Source organism: Pseudomonas sp. CCI1.1 (assembly GCF_034348165.1).
GTDB lineage: Bacteria > Pseudomonadota > Gammaproteobacteria > Pseudomonadales > Pseudomonadaceae > Aquipseudomonas > Aquipseudomonas paracarnis.
The window spans coordinates 458,202-474,788 of the sequence record NZ_CP133780.1; the positions used below are offsets into that span (position 1 = coordinate 458,202).

Genomic DNA, 16,587 nt, shown 5'->3' on the forward strand with positions numbered 1-16,587 from the left:
ACCCTTGCCTCTGGCTAACACTTCCCCTTGCCGGGTGTGTAGAGGACTTTCACCTCCCAGTCACCAGCGTGGCCACCACAGCCAAGCTGGTTGCGCTTGCGCGCAACGCGCCATGCCTGGCGCACCAAAAAAAGGCCGGGCGAGCCCGGCCAAACAAGGAGAGGATGTTTCAAGGTTCAGCGGTTCAGGAACCCCAACAGGTCTTCATTGAGCTGTTGAGCGTGGGTCACGGCAAACCCGTGCGGCGCATCCTTGTACACTTTCAGTTGTGCGCCCTCGATCATCTGCGCCGCGACTTTGCCGGTGGTGTCGAACGGCACGATCTGGTCGCCGTCGCCATGGATCACCAGGGTCGGTACGTCGATCTTGGCCATGTCCGGGCGGAAGTCGGTTTGCGAGAACGCGGTGACGCAATCCACGGTCGACTTGAGCGAGGCAAGCATGGCGATCTGCAGGGTCTGGCTGAGCACACCCTCTGAAACGTGCTGGCCTTTATTGAGACCGAAGAACGGCGTGTTGAAGTCGCTGATGAACTGCGCACGATCCTTCAACAGGCCGGCCTTGATGCCATCGAACACCTCACCAGGCACGCCTTGGGGGTAGTCGGCTTGCTGGCCGAAGATCGGCGTGACCGCGCCCAACAACACCAGGCCGGCGACACGGGCACTGCCGTGGCGGGCGATGTAGCGCGCCACGTCACCGCCACCCATGGAGAAGCCCACCAGGGTCACGTCCTGCAGGTCCAGGTGTTCGATCAACTGGGCGATATCGTCAGCGAAGGTGTCGTAGTCGTTACCGGTCCAGGGCTGGTCCGAGCGGCCAAAACCACGACGGTCAAAGGCAATGGTGCGAAAGCCACGGCTGCTCAGGTATTCCATCTGGTATTCCCACATGTCCGCATCCAGCGGCCAGCCGTGGCTGAACAGCACGGGCTTACCGCTGCCCCAGTCCTTGAAGTAGATCTGGGTACCGTCTTTGGCAACGAATGTGCTCATCTGAAACTCCTTGCAGGGCTGAAAAAGGGCGGTGAAAAAACCGCATCACTATTGCCGTAAACCTGAGCCGAGGCTTGTATGGGTGTGCTTGTCTCACCAACTGAACTTGAGCTCCATGCCCAGATAATTGCTGTCGTGCCCACCGGCATCACGCAGGGTCTGGCCGACCGCGTAGTGCACGGCCTCGACCGCACCGCTGAGGTTGGGCGTAAAGGCGTAGTCGGTGCGCAGTTGACCGTAGGCGCCGGTCCAGCGCTCACCTTGGCCCGCCGTGCCAGCCACGGGCAGGTTGGGCTGGGTGTAGACGGCGTCTGCGGTGGTCTGCCGCCACAGCAGGCCGACGGCGGTTTGCACGCTGAGCTTGGCGAGGGGCTTGACGGTAATCGACGGCTTGACGTGGATCAGGTTGCTGTAGCCGGTATAGCCCGCCAGGGAAAAGTAATAGCCATTGGGGAACAGCGGGTTGAAGGTGCCGACCCGGCCGTCACCGGCCTGGCGGTCACCGGAAGCGATATCCAGTTGCAGGCCGATACGCGGCTTCCAGGCCAGCGTGTCAAAGGTGTAGCCGGTGCGGCTGCCACCGGCCCAGGCGCGAATCGTCTTGCTACCCACCGAGCCCCGTTGCAGCATGGCTTCGACGTCCCAGTCGAAACCCTGGGCTGCGCCACCGAGGCGGGCGTCCAGCAACTGGCGCGTCTCTTCGCCGTCGGCGTCCAGGTAATGAGCGGCGCTGCGCTCGTACACGCCGTAATAGGCCGACAGCTCATTGGTGCCGCCCACCAGCCGCTCGACCCGCAGCATGTGGAAGCGCGCGTCGCTGTTGGACTTGTCGTCGAAATGCCGGCCATCCTGATACTGCACCGGTTGGCTGGCGATCCCGATAAAGCGCCATTGCGACGTTTCCCAGTCCGCCCACAACGCATCGAAGGACTGCCGCACATTCGGCCCGTCCCGTGACGAGATGAAACGCTGCAAGTCGAAGGCGAAATCCTGGCGGCCAGCCCTTGCCTTGAAGGTGCCGGCGCTGAAGGTCTTCACGTATTCGGCAAAGGCCAGGCGCAGGTCGACGCGGTTCTGGTCGGCACCGCCAATCGTGGTCTTGTCATAGGCCCGCACATCTTCCAGCTGGGTGAACAGCCGCCAGTGTTCGTTCAGGTGCAAGTCGGCGTGCACCTGAAAGCGCTGGATCAGGTAGCGGTCACGCGGTACATCCCGCACGCCGAACCCGCTGGCGTCGTTCATCTCGAAGCGTTCACGCAAGGTTGCGCCCAACGACAAGTAGGTGAACGGGTTGGCGGCGGACAGTGGGATGTACTTGAGGTTGTCCAGCGGTTGCGTGCGCAACGCCGGGTCCTTGAGCACAGACCAGTCCTCCTGCCAGCGGTTGGCCTTGATCACCGGGCGTACCGGCGGATCGTCGGCCTGCACGCTGCCAGCAAGCAACGGCCACAGCACCGCCAGGCTCCAGCCTGCGTGACGAATCATTTTGCCGCGCTGAGTTGGTGGATTTCTGCGACATAACCGCCGGGGAACTCCACCAACGCACTGCGCCGACCTTTGCTGTCGAACGCCGGCACCAGCACGGTGGCACCAGACCCGGTGGCCTTGCCCAGGGTGGCGGCGAGGTCGTTGACCTGATAACCGGTGGTGTCGTGGCCGAACGGGTAGGGCAGTTGGCCGTTGGTGACCAGCACCGCCATGCGCCCGAACGGCGATTCGATATCCACGCGGCGGTAGTGGCCGCCGGCCTGGCCGACATCAACCCCTGGGGCGTGCTTGTCGTCGCTCACTACCTTGCCGTGGGAGAAACCCAGGAACGCCTTGATAAACCGCTCGGCGCTGTCGTGAGACACATACACACGGTTTTCCGGCACGGTGTCGAAGGCGGTGTAATCCGGGGTCTTGGTGTGCCAGTAGAGCTGCATGTTCACACCACCCGGCCACTGCACCACGGCATCACGGCCGATGGGGTCGGGGAAATCGCTGACGATCACATCGGCGCCATTTTCCCGCGCGGCCTTGAGGGCCACGTCCATGTCCTTGACCAGATAGCCGTTGCGTTCCTGGCCGAACGGGTGGGGTACGGGGGTGGTAAAGCCGAACAACGACACCGTACCCGCCGGGGTTTGCAGCAGTTGCGAGGTGGTGCTGCTCGGTACCGGCAGCACATTGACCACGACCTGTGGCGTGCTTTTGCCGCCGAAGGTGGCGAGGAAACTCTGGGCAAAACGGTCCACATCGGCCGGTGCCACATACACATGGCTGGTGTCGTATTGCGGCGCCACGGCCACGCTTGGGGTGGCGGCGAACGCGCTGTTCATCATCGCGCTTGCCAGCAGCGTCAATGCCAGCGATACCTTGGTTGTTGTGTTACCCATGCCCGTTCTCCAGCGCTTCTGAGGGTTCGAAAGCCGTGAGGTTAGGGGGGCAGGGCGGTGGGGAATTGTATGGACGTGCTCGGTTGAACGTTTCAGCTACCTGACGCCCCTCAATTTAAATGTGGGAGCTGGCTTGCCTGCGATGACGGCGTGTCAGTCACTGCATCTATGACTGCACGACCGCTTTCGCAGGCAAGCCAGCTCCCACATTTGATCTTCGCTGCTTTGGGCATTGCGGTCAGGCCACCATGATGATCTTCGATACCAATTCCACCACCGTCTTGGCCTGCAGTTTCTTCATCAACCGCGCCCGGTGCACCTCAACGGTGCGGTGGGAGATCGCCAGGCGCAGGGCGATTTCCTTGGATTTGAAGCCGTTGACGATGTGCATGGCAATTTCCCGCTCACGGGGCGTGAGGTCGCCGGTGCCCTGGTGCATGCGGTCCAGGCGTTCGAAGTGCCAGATCATCAGTTTGAATGGGTCTTTGGGGGTGAGGGTGTAACCGTGGGACTTGGCCCAGAACACTTCGCCGTTGTGGTGCTGCATGAAGCGTTCATCGGAATAAAAGCCGTTGTCGCTGTCGAGCAGCCAGTCATGGCTGCGCTTGCCGATGGCGTGGTAGTCGGCCTGGGACGGGTAGATCAGCAGGGTTAGTTGGTTGACCAGTGCATCGCGCGCGTAGCCGAACAGCTTCAGAAAAGCGTCGTTGCAGTCGAGAATCACGCGGTCGCTGGTGACGATCTGCGGGGCAGGGGACAGCTTGAACGCCAGGCGTTCGAGGTCGGGAAATTGCTGGGCTAGCGCGGTCATGGGGCATCCTGCCTCGTTGTTCAATGCCCTGGGGCGCTACTTACCCGTGTAAGTAGTTACACGAATTGGCGCACGATCAGGGGTGGGTCATTGTAAGTAAAGTCCGAATCAAGAACAGAAGAAATTGATTATGCCTGCTGATTGCGTCTCCATTGTTGCCGCTGGTCACTCCCGCTTTGGTCGCCTGGAAGGCATGACGCTGGAAGACCTGATCGTCCAGGTGACCCGGGAAGCCCTGAGCGACGCCGAGATTGACGCGTCGCAAATCGATGCGTTGTTCCTCGGTCATTTCAACTCGGGGCTGGTGCCCGACGGGTTTGCCGCCTCATTGCTATTGCAAGCCGACCCCGGTCTGCGCTTCAAACCTGCCACCCGCTGTGAAAACGCCTGTGCGTCCGGCTCGGCAGCGATCCAGGCGGGGGTCAATGCGATTCTCTCCGGCAGCGCCGAGCTGGTATTGGTAGTGGGCGCCGAGAAGATGACCCACACCAGCACCGCCGCAGTCACCCAAGCCTTGGCCGGGGCCGGTTACCAGAACGATCCGGCCGAAGCCGGTCTGAGTTTCCCGCAGTTGTTCGGCCGCGCCGCCCGCCAATACGCCGAGCGTTACCACTGCCCGCTGGGCTCGATGGCGGCCATCGCCACCAAAAACCACTCCAATGCCATGGCCAACCCCTTGGCGCAGATGCATCGGGAGATGAATTTCGAGCACTGCAATAACGTCTCCCAAAGCAACCCGTTCGTGGCCGAGTCCCTGCGCCTGACCGATTGCTCGTTGATCAGCGATGGCGCCGCCGCCATCATCCTCGCCTCGCCCAAACGTGCGCGGGCGTTTCGTCGCGAGGTGCAGATACGTGCAATGACCCAGGTCAACGACACGCTGCCCATCGCCCAACGCGACATCCTCGCCTTCGAGGGCCCGCAGCGGGCGATTCACTCAGCATTGCGCGGCGCAAATGTGACCCTGGCCGACCTGAGCTTCGCCGAAGTGCACGACTGCTTCACCATTGCCGAGTTGCTGATCTACGAAGCCATGGGCCTGGCGCCCAAGGGCGAAGGCCATCGCGTGCTCGACAGCGGCGTGGTGCGCGCCGGCGGGCGCTTGCCGGTGAACCTTTCCGGCGGGCTCAAGGCCAAGGGGCACCCCGTCGGTGCCACGGGGGTGTCCATGCATGCCTTGGCGTTCCGGCAATTGACCGGCGAACCGATTGGCCTGGCGGTGCCCAACCCGGAGTTTGGCCTGGTGTTCAATATGGGCGGCATGGCGGTGGCCAACTACGCCTCGGTCCTGCAGGCACGCCGGAGCTGAGCCATGAACATTGCCAACTGGCTGCACGACACCCAGCGCCGGGCCCCGCAACGCCCGGCCTTGTTCGACGGCAGCGTGCAAGTGGCCGACTACGCCACCTTCGCCGCCCACGTGCGCCAACGCGCCGCGCACCTGGTGGAGCAGCATGGCCTAGTGCCGGGAGACGCGGTGGCGCTGCTGATGAAAAACAGCTGCGACTACCTGGAACTGCTCTACGCCATCTGGTGGATGGGCGGCGTGGCGGTGCCGATCAACGCCAAGCTGCACCCCAGCGAAGCGGCTTGGATTGCCGATAATGCCGAGGCGCGGTTGATCTTTACCGACGGCGGCCAGGTATTTTCATCGCGGGATTTGCCCGCGCATTGCACGGAACTGGACGGCCACCCGCTGCCGCCCAGCCATGGTTGGCCCAGCCTGGAGCAGCCGGTGCCCCGCCAGGATCACGACCTCGCCTGGCTGTTCTACACCTCCGGCACCACCGGGCGTTCCAAGGGCGTGATGCTGTCCCACGGCAACTTGATCGCCATGTCGCTGTGCTACGCCACGGATGTCGATCAAGTGAGTGCCGACGATGCGGCGCTGTATGCCGCGCCCATGTCCCACGGCGCCGGCCTGTACAACTTCATCCATGTGCGCTGCGGCGCCCGCCATGTGGTGCCGGCCTCCCATGGCTTCGATGCCGCCGAGCTGTTCGGGCTGGCCGAGCACATGGGCGATGTGTCGTTGTTTGCTGCGCCGACCATGGTCAAACGCATGGTCGAGCAGGCGCGGCGCCAGGATTATCACGGCGCCGGCATCAAGACCATCGTCTACGGCGGCGGCCCCATGTACCTGGCCGACCTGCGCGAAGCAGTCGACACCTTCGGCCCGCGCCTGGTGCAGATCTACGGCCAGGGCGAGAGCCCGATGACCATCAGCGTCTTGCCACGCGCCTTGATCGCCGAGCGCCAGCGTCCCGACTGGGCCACCTTGGCCGCCTCGGTGGGCCACGCGCAAGCCTGTGTCGAGATCCGCATTCTTGATTCCGAGCACCAGCCACTGCCCACCGGCGAGCGCGGTGAAATCGCGGTGCGTGGCGCCACGGTGATGCAAGGCTATTGGCGCAACCCGCAGGCCACGCGCCAGACGCTGGTGGACGGCTGGCTGCTGACCGGCGACATCGGCTACCTCGACCCGGCCGGCTACCTGACCCTGACGGATCGCTCCAAGGACGTGATCATCAGTGGCGGCAGCAACGTGTACCCGCGTGAAGTCGAGGAAGTGCTGGCCCAGCATCCCGAGGTGTTCGAAGTGTGCGTGGTGGGCGAGCCGGACGCGCAATGGGGTGAGTCGGTGGTGGCCTTTGTCGTGACGCGCAGCGGCCAGCCGCTGGACGAAAGCGAGCTGACGGCCTGGTTCCTGGCGCGCATGGCCTCGTTCAAAAAGCCGAAAAAATATGTGTGGCGCAGCGATTTGCCGAAGAACAGCTACGGCAAGATTCTCAAGACCGACTTGCGGCATTGGCTGCAAACCGCGAGTATCGCCGCGCTTTAACATGGATCGATAATCAGACAAGGAGTCCCGACGATGGGCAATCCCGCACAAGACACCGTCCGCAAGCGCCGCCGTGCGTTTCTGGGCGCCACCTCCGGCCACTTGATCGAGTGGTACGACTACGGCGTGTATGGCTTTCTCGCGGTCTATATCGGCCAGGCGTTCTTCGTCTCCGATGACCCCACCACCAGCCTGTTGGCCAGCTTTGCCGCGTTTGCACTGAGCTTCTTTATCCGCCCTCTGGGTGGGCTGTTCTTTGGCCCGCTGGCGGACAAGATCGGCCGGCGCAAAACCCTGATCATGGCGCTGGTGATGATGACCGGCTCCACGGTGATGCTGGGCCTGTTGCCGACCTACGCCAGCCTGGGCATCGCCGCACCGATCCTGTTGATTCTGGTGCGCTGCGTACAGGGCTTCTCGGCGGGCGGCGAAATCGGCACCGTCACCAGCTTTATCTCTGAATACGCCGGCCCCGGTCGCCGCGGCTTTGCCACCTGCTGGCTGATGGTTACCGCCGTACTCGGCCTGCTGCTCGGCGGCGCTGTGGCCAACGGCATGACCTGGGGGCTGGGCGCCGAGGTCATGCAGGAATGGGCCTGGCGCGTACCGTTCCTGATCGCCGCGCCCCTGGGCTTTATCTCCATGTACATCCGCCTCAAGCTCGAAGACAGCCCCGAGTTCCTGGCCCTGCAACGCGCCGGGCAAACGTCGCGGGCGCCGCTGCGCGAGGTCTGGCAGTGGAAGCGTGCGATCGCCCTAGTGTTCTTTATCATCACTTTGCACAGCTCGATTTTCTACCTGGTGCTGACCTTTGCCTCGACCTACATGGCCAAGATCCTCAAGTTCGACAGCGGCACCACCTTGCTGTACGTGTTCGTCGCCAGCTTCTCGGCGGCTTTCGTGATGCCATTTGGCGGGGCCTTTACCGATAAATACGGGCGCAAGCCGTTCCTGATGGTGATCGGCACCTTGGCGACCCTGGCGATGTTCTGGCTGTTCAAATCCGCCCCCACCGCCACCCCGGCGACCTTCTTCGCGCCGTTGATGGCGGTGGCGATTTTGTTCGGGCTGTACGCGTCGTCAACCTATGCGCTGATGAGTGAACTGCTGCCCACGCGCATTCGTTCCACCGGGATTGCGGTGGCCTATAACGTGCCGGTGGCGGTATTTGGCGGCAGCGCACCGTTGATTTCCACCTGGCTGATCAAGGTGACAGGCGACATTACCTCGCCGTGGTATTTCTACGTGGCGACCGGGGTGGTGTCGTTGCTGGCGTTGGTGGTGTTGCGCAAGGAGGATTTTGTCGCCAGCGGTCACTCGACAACCGTGCCTGCCAGCGCTGCGTTGGCTTGAAGCACGAACACCCCGTAGGAGCGAGCTTGCTCGCGAAAAACTCATAGGCGCCGCGCTTATTCAGGCAGCACGCGTTATCGTTGAGGTTCTTCGCGAGCAAGAACTAGGCGTCCCCCTCGCTCCTACAGGTACAGAGAATTGCCATGCCGGCCACCCGCTTGACCCTGATCTGCCACGCCATCACGCCCCTGCAAAAGCAGGGGCGTTTCTCTGATGACGAATCCGTCACGATGGACTGGCAGGGCGCGGCCCTGTCCCTGGCCGGGCGCTACAAACAACAGGCACGCCTGGTGTGCGGCCCTGAAGTGAGAGCCCGTCAAACCGCGGGCTTGTTCGGCAATAACGCCCAGGTCGAACCCGCCTTACGCGACCTGGATGTCGGCATATGGAAAGGCCAGGCTATCGGCCAGCTCGACAGCGAAACCTTGAACACCTGGGCCACCGACAGCACCAGCGCAGCCCACGGCGGCGAGTCGGTGGGTCAGTTGTGCATGCGGGTCGGCCAATGGCTTAAATCCCTCGAAACCCAACCCGGCCATGTCATCGCCGTGACCCACCCGTTCGTCATCCGCGCGGCGATGCTGTACGTCATGCAGTTGCCTGTCTTGATGTTCTACCGGATTGATGTTGAGCCATTATCGTCGGTGGAGTTGCGGTTCAATGGGTATTGGCGGTTGCGGTTAATGGCGTGAAGTACGCATGCCTTACCGCAGGGCACAGACATGTGGCAAAATGGCATCACTTGTTGGTGCCATTGTCTGGCCCACGACACACGACTTTTTGAATTGCCCTAATGATTGACGGGCTGCGTAAGGGATTCTATGCAGATGAACAAGTTGATTGCGGTCAAGACAGGTACGAATAAATTTGAATTCGAAAATCAAGAGAGCCTGAAATGGAATGGCTTTTTTGATGTGGACACGATTCGTTTGATTCTGGGTAATAACGGTTCTGGTAAAACTGCCTTGTTGTGTGACATGGCAGCGTATATTTCATCGCCTGTCTCTACCCCTCGAAGAGCCGTTTATGATGATCGCGAAACATCTTCGGAGAAACTGTCTGACGAAGAGCTTGAACGTATTGGTGTAATTTACTTCTCTCCCGTTCCCTACCGGCGCCGGCTACCTTTTCGTAACCGATTCGTCGATGCTTCTCCTCGGTTTGGAAAGGTAGAGAATTCTGCGCGAGCCGAGCAGTTCTACCAAGTGGCCAGCGATCTGGAATTGAACGCAAGTTTGAGGGCAGAAGTATGTTATGAATTTGAGCTGTTCAAGACCGTGTTGGCGCCTGCGCTTGTCGTCATGAGCAATCTTGCCGGGTTTCAAACGGCGCACAAGCCGGTGATTACATTTTTATCTGAATACGCGAAAATTCAAAAAAAGCGCCAGTTTGTAAGCTCGGATTACTATGAGAATGAACGTTTGAACATCCAGATTGAGCGTTTGCTTGATACCTGCGTGCTCAGGTTGGAGCGTTTTGCTCTATCGAAACTTCCCCGTGGTAAAAGCAATAAGTTAGTAATGCTCGCTGCCTTAACGTCGGTGGCAAAAAAAATCCCTGATCATGATCGTATTGGGCGATTTTTCTTTAATTTTTTTGAACTCGCCAGCGATGGACGTTACGACGAAGATAAGGAAGTGTTCGATTTGCTGATGATGACTTATCGTGCCACGCTCAATTTTATAAAGGTTGGGGCGAAGGATGATATCCGCAAACACCCCCGGTCCTATTCATTTGCTATAGGCTCGGCAGAGGAAATCAAGCAGATAAAAATGTCGACCGCTGCAGTCGAAGTGCGTTGGACAGATCAAAGCTCGGGTGTAAGGGCCCTGGTTGACCAGTTTTTTTTGCTCCGCCAAGGTTTTGTAACCATGGCGGGAAAGAAATTAAAGCACGTCATGGTGCTTATCGATGAGGGCGATGCCTATCTTCATCTTGAGTGGCAGCGCCGTTATATTTCCTTGCTGAATAAATTCCTGGCAGGGGTGAAAGCGGAGTTTGACATGAAGATTGTGCAGGTAGTGGTTGCCACGCACTCCCCTGTGATAACGGGTGATTTTCCAGCGTGCATGGTAACTAACCTGGATGACAGGGTCACACCTCAGAATACGTTTGCAGCTCCATTGGAAGACATTATCCTGAACTCTTTTGGGACTGCTGCCATTGGTGAGTTTGCGGCGGAAAAGATAAATGCACTCCATCAGCGTCTTGAACAGGGCATTTCTTCGGCCTTGGATAAATTATTGCTTGAGAGCATTGGCGATATTGGCATCAAGGAAGCGTTATATCGTGCTCCGGAGAGGCGATATTCATGATTGTTAACATCGCGCGGGTGTGGGAGGACATCGCAGTCAGGCACAAATTATTCATGCTATGGAAGCTGCAAGGACTGACTGATGCCTTAAAAGGATTCGTCGGGCCGGCCATGACTCAGCATCGTCTTGTCGAGTTCTTGGATAAACACAGGGAGGCCATATGTGGGTGTGACCCGTTGGCGCTGCCGGGTGTGATTGTTGCCTTTAGTCAGACTTTTGCCCGTGTTGTTGATATTGACTATTTGAATGGTTTTTTCAAAAAGTATCTGTGCTATAAGGAGTTTTCAGCTAAAGAGAGGGTGGTCCTGTTAAAAAGATGGGACGCCTATGCATTGTGTACATCCATCCGATCGAAAATTTGCCCTTATTGCCATATAACGCCCATTGACACTTATGTAAGTCCTGATGGGTTGAAAGCGTACAGGCCAAATATTGATCATTATTACCCGCAGGCCGAATTTCCTTTACTAGCGTTAACCATGGGGAATTTCATCCCCTGCTGCGAAAAGTGTAACGGGCCACAAATGAAAGGCACTACCCGGTTTGACTTGACACCTCATCTGCACCCCTTGGTGGATGCGGAGAATATATCTTTCAGGCTTGCATATAAGGGCGGGGGGCTAGACTTGAATAAATTGAGACTTCAGGCTGACAGTACGTCCTACGAAATTGAGGTGATGGCAACCAATGGCACATGCCTGAAAGTGGATAATTCAATTGCGACCTTTCGCTTAGTCCCTCGTTATCAAGTCTGTGTACCCGATGCGCTATTAGTGGCGAAACGCTCCAGACTGGGGGGCAGATATAGGATGTTGACCAAGATACTGACAAAGTTGAATTTCTCTGACAAACACCCCTTGGGCTTTGATGAAACGAACGACAGTTATAAAAATGTGATCGCAGGTAAGCTCAAACTTGACATCGCCCGGCAGTTCAAGGTGATTTGACCCAGCAGGGCAACCCAGTAACATGGCAACATTTCACGCCCTGTACTGAGAGCACCCCATGAAACGCATCCTGATCATTGGCATTGGCGCCGGCAACCCTGACTACATCACGATGCAGGCCGTGAAGGCGCTGAACCGTACCGACGTGTTCTTCCTGATGGACAAGGGCCAGAGCAAGGACAAGCTGATCGACCTGCGCCGGGAAATCTGCGACACCTACATCACCGAACCCGGCTACCGTTTTGTCGAGGCCGATTGCCCGGAGCGGGTGCGTGGTGAAATCGACTACACCACCGCCGTGCAAGACCTCAACCGCGATAAGCAGCAGACCTTCGAACGCATGATCAACGAAGAAATGGCCGACGGCGAAGTCGGGGCGTTTTTGGCCTGGGGCGACCCGGCGCTGTACGACAGCACCATTCGTATCTTGCAGGCGATTCTTGCCAGCGGTCGCTGTGTGTTCGAGTTTGAAGTGATCCCCGGTATCACCAGCGTGCAGGCCCTGGCGGCGCAGCATAAGGTGCCGCTCAACCGTATCGGCAAGTCCATCGAAATCACCACTGGGCGACGGCTGGCGGCGGGACAGGCGAGTGATGCCGATACCCTGGTGGTGATGCTCGACGCCGAAGATTCCTACCGCAGCGTAGCGGATCAGGACCTGGATATTTACTGGGGCGCCTACCTGGGCACGCCGGACGAGATCCTGATCAGCGGTAAAGTGGCGCACGTGGCAGAAGAGATCGAACGGGTACGCAAGGCGGCGCGCCTGGAAAACGGCTGGATCATGGACACCTATTTGCTGCGCAAACCCTGAGGTAAACCCGATGCTCAAACAGCTTGCCCTCGCCTTGGCCCTGGTGGCCGGCGCCGCTCATGCCGACACCGGCTTGCACACCGACTTGCCGTTGTCCTACCTGGAACAGACCCAGGGCGATGCGCGCAACCAGCCGCTGGTGATCTTCCTGCATGGGTTTGGCAGCAACGAGGAAGATTTGTTTGGCATCAAGGACGCGTTACCGTCTACCTGGACCTACCTATCAGTGCGTGCGCCACTGCCGGTGGAGCCGCAGGGGTATCGTTGGTTTACCAAGACCGATGAGCCTGAGTACAACGGCGAGACCGATGAACTGTTCAGCAGCGCCCGTCTGATCAAGGACTTTGTGCTCAAGGCCACCGCCAAGTACCGCACCCAAAGTGATCGGGTGTTCCTGGTGGGGTTCAGCCAGGGCGCGATCATGTCTTACGAGGTGGCCTTGCGTGAACCCGAGTGGGTGCGCGGTATCGCCGCACTCAGTGGCAGCGTGCTACCGGGGCTCAGGTCTGCGCTGAAACCGGATGCGTCCATGGGCAAGCTGGCGATCTTTATCGGCCATGGCACCTTGGACCAGGCGCTGCCCTTCAGCTCGGCCACGCAGGCGAACAAGGTGCTGACAGGGTTGGGGCTCAAGCCGGAGTTTCATGAGTACCCGGGGATGAATCACACCATCAGCGAAGCGGAAATCCAGGACTTAAAAGCCTGGCTTGAGAAAAGCCTGAAGTGAAATGCGGTTAAAAATGTGGGAGCTGGCTTGCCTGCGATAGCCATAGGTATCTACACAACTTCGGCACGACGCTAAATCTGTGGCGAGGGAGCTTGCTCCCGTGACGGCCTGGCAGCCGACACAGATATAACTGATGCCCCGCGATCCAATGTGGGAGCTGGCTTGCCTGCGAAGACGGCCTGGCAGTCAACACAGTTGGACCGTGTACATATCCATTCCTGCGGTAACGGCCACTTAGGGTTCCGCCCTTACGGCGGCTCACTTTGCAAAAGCGGCAAAGTAAGCAAAACGCTCTTGCCCCACCACTCGGCACCTCGCCTAGGCTCGGTGTGCCCGTAATCCGCCAGTGATTTGGGGGGCCGCCGCCACGCGCCATCCATGGCGCGGGGCGGCTAAACCGGCATCCCTGCCGGTTTACCCCCCAAATCCCTGTCGAATTCCGGCCAGCGTGGTTTGACGGGGCGCTTCAGATCAAGAGCAAGATCAAGAGTGGCTCGCTTCGCATCGTGGTTACCGTTGAGCTTACAGAGTTATGTAGATGCCTATGCTGCGATAGCGGTGGCTCAGTAAAAGATTCAGTGACTGACACACCGCCATCGTAGGCAAACCCGCTCCCACATGGGTTTTGTGTTGGCTGGAAGAGGGGGCTACTTGCCGCCTGTAATCTGCTTCACCAACTGCGCATGCCCCTTCACATCATCCGCCCGGGAAATGGCCTGAATCACCAGCAAATGGTTGCCCGAACCACCCAGGAATGTGGAGTTCAAGGTCTTGCCACCACCTTGGGTGGCGCTGCTGTCCACTTGGCGCAGGCCCAGGCCCTTGTAGGTGAGTTTCTTCTCGCCCAGTTTCTTGAAGTCAGGCAGGGCAGCGCTCTGGTCCTTGACGAAATCGGCCACGGCGCCGTCTAGGAACTGCGGGTCGTTATCCTGGATAGTTGCCCCATCGTTGCGCACGGTTTCGGCGACGATCACCACACTTTTCGTCGTCGAGTTAGCGTACAGGGTGCCTTGGGTGTCAGCGGTGCCGTCTTGCGCTGTGCCGGAGGGCAGGGTGTCGGCGCTGTAGGCCTTGGGCAGTTTGAAGGTGAACTTGCCACCCAAGGTGGAGATGGTCTGGGTGGTGGGCTTTGCAGCAGCGAATACGCTGCCGGCGGTGAGCGCGAGGGCCAGCAGCATTGCGGTCTTGGTGAACGTGGCCATGAAGCACTCCGGGGATGAACGAAATTGCGGCGTATTCTGTCAGAAAATTCGCAATCTCGTTCATCGGCCCCGTCACACTTTGTCGGAAGACTCTTCCTCAATCCTGTCCATTTCAAACAGGCGCGCCAGTTCCGCACGGGCTTCCTGGGCGGTTTGCATGACCTTGGCCGCGTCGTCGTACACCGCGTGTTGGGCGGCGAGTACCTGCTGGTCGTGGGTCTTGAAGCGGTTGATGCGCGCATCGGCCTGGGCCTGGCTCAAACCGAGGCCGACCAGGGTACGGCGGCTCATTTCCAGGCTGGAGTAGAAGGTTTCGCGCACCGGTGAAGCGTCCAGGTCCACCAGGCGGTGTACGTGCTGGCGGTTACGCGCACGGGCGATGATCTTCATGTGCGGGTAGAGGTTGCGCACCAACTCGGCGGTCTTGATGTTGATCTCTGGGTCGTCCATGGCGATCACGAAGAATTCCGCCTGATCGACTTTGGCCGCGTGGAGGATTTCCGGGCGCTGGGGGTCGCCGTAGAACACCGGCATACCGCCGAAACTGCGGGTCAGCTCGATGGTTTCCACCGAGGTGTCGAGGGCGATGAACGAGATGTTCTGCGCGCGCAGGATGCGCGCCACGATCTGGCCCATACGGCCCATGCCGGCGATGACCACGCGGGGCGCATCGCTTTCGATGGCGCGGTATTCCTCGGGTACTTCCACCGGCTTGACCTTGGGCTTGAACAGCTTCGGGCACACCAGCAACAGCAGCGGGGTCACGGCCATGGACAGCGTGATGGTGAGCACCAGCACGTCGTACAACTGCGGTTCGAACAGGCCCTGGTCGCGGCCGATCTTGAACACCACAAAGGCGAACTCACCCCCCGCCGCCAGCACCACGCCCAGGCGTAAAGCGCTTTCGCGGTTGAGGTCGCCCACCATCCGCCCGACGGCGTACAGCAGCGGCAGCTTCAAGCCGATCAGCAGCAGGGTCAGGCCGATCACCACCAGCGGTGTGCTGAGCAGCAGACTGAGGTTGGCGCCCATGCCCACGCTGATAAAAAACAGGCCCAGCAGCAGACCCTTGAACGGCTCGATCTGGGACTCCAGTTCGTGGCGGTATTCCGAATCCGCCAGCAGCAGGCCGGCGAGGAAGGCCCCCAAGGCCATGGACACGCCCACCAACTCCATCAGCCAGGCGGTGCCGATCACCACCAGCAACGCGGTGGCGGTGGACACTTCGCGCAGGCCGGTCTTGGCGACAATGCGAAACACCGGGCGCAACAGGTAGCGCCCGCCGATGATCACCACGGCGATGCTGCCCAGGATCTGCAGCACATGTTGCAGGCCTTGGGCCTCGGTGGTCGGATGATCGCTGCCGGCCAGCAACGGCACCATGGCGATCAGCGGGATGGCGGCGATGTCCTGGAACAACAGGATGGCAAAGGCCAGGCGCCCGTGGGGTTGGTTGAGTTCCTTGCGTTCGGCCAGGCTTTGCAGGCCAAACGCCGTGGAGGATAGTGCCAGGCCAAGGCCCAGCACGATGGCGCTGTTCCACGACTGGCCAAACAGCCACAGCGCGACCGCGCCCATCACCACACCGGTGAGCAGGACCTGGGCCAGACCGACGCCGAACACCGCCTTGCGCATCACCCATAAACGTTTGGGTGACAATTCCAGGCCGATGATGAACAGCAACAGCACCACGCCCAGTTCAGAAAACTGCGCCACGCTTTGCGGGTTGCCGATCAGGCCGAGAACAGACGGGCCGATGATCACACCGGCAAACAGATAGCCCAGCACCGCGCCCAATTGCAGGCGCTTGGCCAGGGGCACGGTCAGCACGGCGGCGAACAGGAACACCACGGCTGCTTGTAACAGGTTGCCTTCATGGGGCATTACGAACTCCAGCATTTGCATCGATCAACGGTAGGAGCGAGCTTGCTTGCGAAGAACGCAAGGGCACCGCGTTGTGTCTGGTTTGTCGCGTCATCGTTGAGGATTTTCGCGAGCAGGCTCGCTCCTACGGTGGGGAGGATAGGGCGCTATTAGAGCGCTTTTTCACATTTGGAAACTTGTATTTTTGACGCGACAGTCAATGGATGTTGGCGCTCATCCCATTCTTACACCGGTTTTACGAAAGTATTAATACCATTTAATTCAATGGCTTTCGCGCAGGTCTACTAACGTTTCGAAAAACTGAACCAGTAGTCACCAC

The 16,587-nt window shown here is 59.6% G+C and carries 14 protein-coding genes and 1 pseudogene; 8 read left to right on the forward strand and 7 right to left on the reverse strand.

Translation table 11 applies throughout. From position 1 onward, the window contains the following. Positions 1–176: 176 nt before the first annotated feature. From RHM69_RS02125 to RHM69_RS02140, 4 genes are all read right to left on the reverse strand, one after another. Entirely contained in the window at positions 177–995 is an 819-nt protein-coding gene (locus RHM69_RS02125) for an alpha/beta fold hydrolase (protein ID WP_014718098.1), read from the reverse strand. Between the two features lie 93 nt (positions 996–1,088). Continuing rightward, entirely contained in the window at positions 1,089–2,480 is a 1,392-nt protein-coding gene (locus RHM69_RS02130; protein WP_137271405.1) for an alginate export family protein, read from the reverse strand. Then, entirely contained in the window at positions 2,477–3,373 is an 897-nt protein-coding gene (locus RHM69_RS02135; RefSeq protein WP_019817307.1) for a VOC family protein, read from the reverse strand. Before RHM69_RS02135 ends, RHM69_RS02130 begins: the two co-directional genes overlap by 4 nt. 238 nt (positions 3,374–3,611) lie before the next feature. Further along, positions 3,612–4,184, reverse strand: a complete 573-nt coding sequence (locus tag RHM69_RS02140) for a LuxR C-terminal-related transcriptional regulator (RefSeq protein WP_019817306.1) — start codon at positions 4,182–4,184, stop codon at positions 3,612–3,614. Between the two features lie 130 nt (positions 4,185–4,314). On the opposite strand from RHM69_RS02140, the gene RHM69_RS02145 reads away from it, so the two are divergent. The 8 genes from RHM69_RS02145 to RHM69_RS02180 all read left to right on the forward strand — a co-directional run bounded on the left by RHM69_RS02145 (position 4,315) and on the right by RHM69_RS02180 (position 13,182). After that, a complete protein-coding gene (locus RHM69_RS02145) occupies positions 4,315–5,493 on the forward strand; it encodes an acetyl-CoA acetyltransferase (RefSeq protein ID WP_200600136.1) in 1,179 nt (392 codons plus the stop codon). A 3-nt stretch (positions 5,494–5,496) separates the two neighbouring features. Next, complete coding sequence (locus RHM69_RS02150) at positions 5,497–7,026, forward strand: class I adenylate-forming enzyme family protein (protein WP_200600137.1); 1,530 nt, start codon at positions 5,497–5,499, stop codon at positions 7,024–7,026. Between the two features lie 33 nt (positions 7,027–7,059). Beyond that, positions 7,060–8,379: an MFS transporter gene (locus tag RHM69_RS02155; RefSeq protein ID WP_137271403.1), complete on the forward strand. Its 1,320-nt coding sequence runs from the start codon at positions 7,060–7,062 to the stop codon at positions 8,377–8,379. A gap of 143 nt (positions 8,380–8,522) precedes the next feature. After that, complete coding sequence (locus RHM69_RS02160; RefSeq protein ID WP_019817304.1) at positions 8,523–9,071, forward strand: histidine phosphatase family protein; 549 nt, start codon at positions 8,523–8,525, stop codon at positions 9,069–9,071. Between the two features lie 135 nt (positions 9,072–9,206). Beyond that, positions 9,207–10,694, forward strand: coding sequence for an AAA family ATPase (locus tag RHM69_RS02165; protein ID WP_130175625.1), 1,488 nt, complete (start codon positions 9,207–9,209; stop codon positions 10,692–10,694). Continuing rightward, complete coding sequence (locus RHM69_RS02170; protein WP_019817302.1) at positions 10,691–11,641, forward strand: hypothetical protein; 951 nt, start codon at positions 10,691–10,693, stop codon at positions 11,639–11,641. The genes RHM69_RS02165 and RHM69_RS02170 overlap by 4 nt, the downstream gene beginning before the upstream one ends. A 58-nt stretch (positions 11,642–11,699) precedes the next feature. Continuing rightward, positions 11,700–12,455: a precorrin-6A synthase (deacetylating) gene (cobF, locus tag RHM69_RS02175; RefSeq protein WP_019817301.1), complete on the forward strand. Its 756-nt coding sequence runs from the start codon at positions 11,700–11,702 to the stop codon at positions 12,453–12,455. A 10-nt stretch (positions 12,456–12,465) separates the two neighbouring features. Beyond that, positions 12,466–13,182: an alpha/beta hydrolase gene (locus tag RHM69_RS02180; protein ID WP_019817300.1), complete on the forward strand. Its 717-nt coding sequence runs from the start codon at positions 12,466–12,468 to the stop codon at positions 13,180–13,182. Positions 13,183–13,829: 647 nt separating this feature from the next. Here RHM69_RS02180 and RHM69_RS02185 read toward each other — a convergent pair. The 3 genes and pseudogenes from RHM69_RS02185 to RHM69_RS31010 form a co-directional block, all read right to left on the reverse strand. Beyond that, the gene (locus tag RHM69_RS02185; RefSeq protein ID WP_014718107.1) at positions 13,830–14,384 is read right to left on the reverse strand and encodes a hypothetical protein; all 555 of its coding nucleotides are present in this window, start codon (positions 14,382–14,384) and stop codon (positions 13,830–13,832) included. 72 nt (positions 14,385–14,456) lie between these two features. Further along, positions 14,457–16,268 (reverse strand): monovalent cation:proton antiporter-2 (CPA2) family protein, encoded by a 1,812-nt coding sequence (locus RHM69_RS02190; protein WP_038449849.1) that lies wholly within the window; start codon positions 16,266–16,268, stop codon positions 14,457–14,459. 26 nt (positions 16,269–16,294) lie between these two features. Further along, a pseudogene (locus tag RHM69_RS31010) lies at positions 16,295–16,408 on the reverse strand (outer membrane lipoprotein carrier protein LolA); the annotation flags it as partial. Positions 16,409–16,587 lie beyond the last annotated feature (179 nt).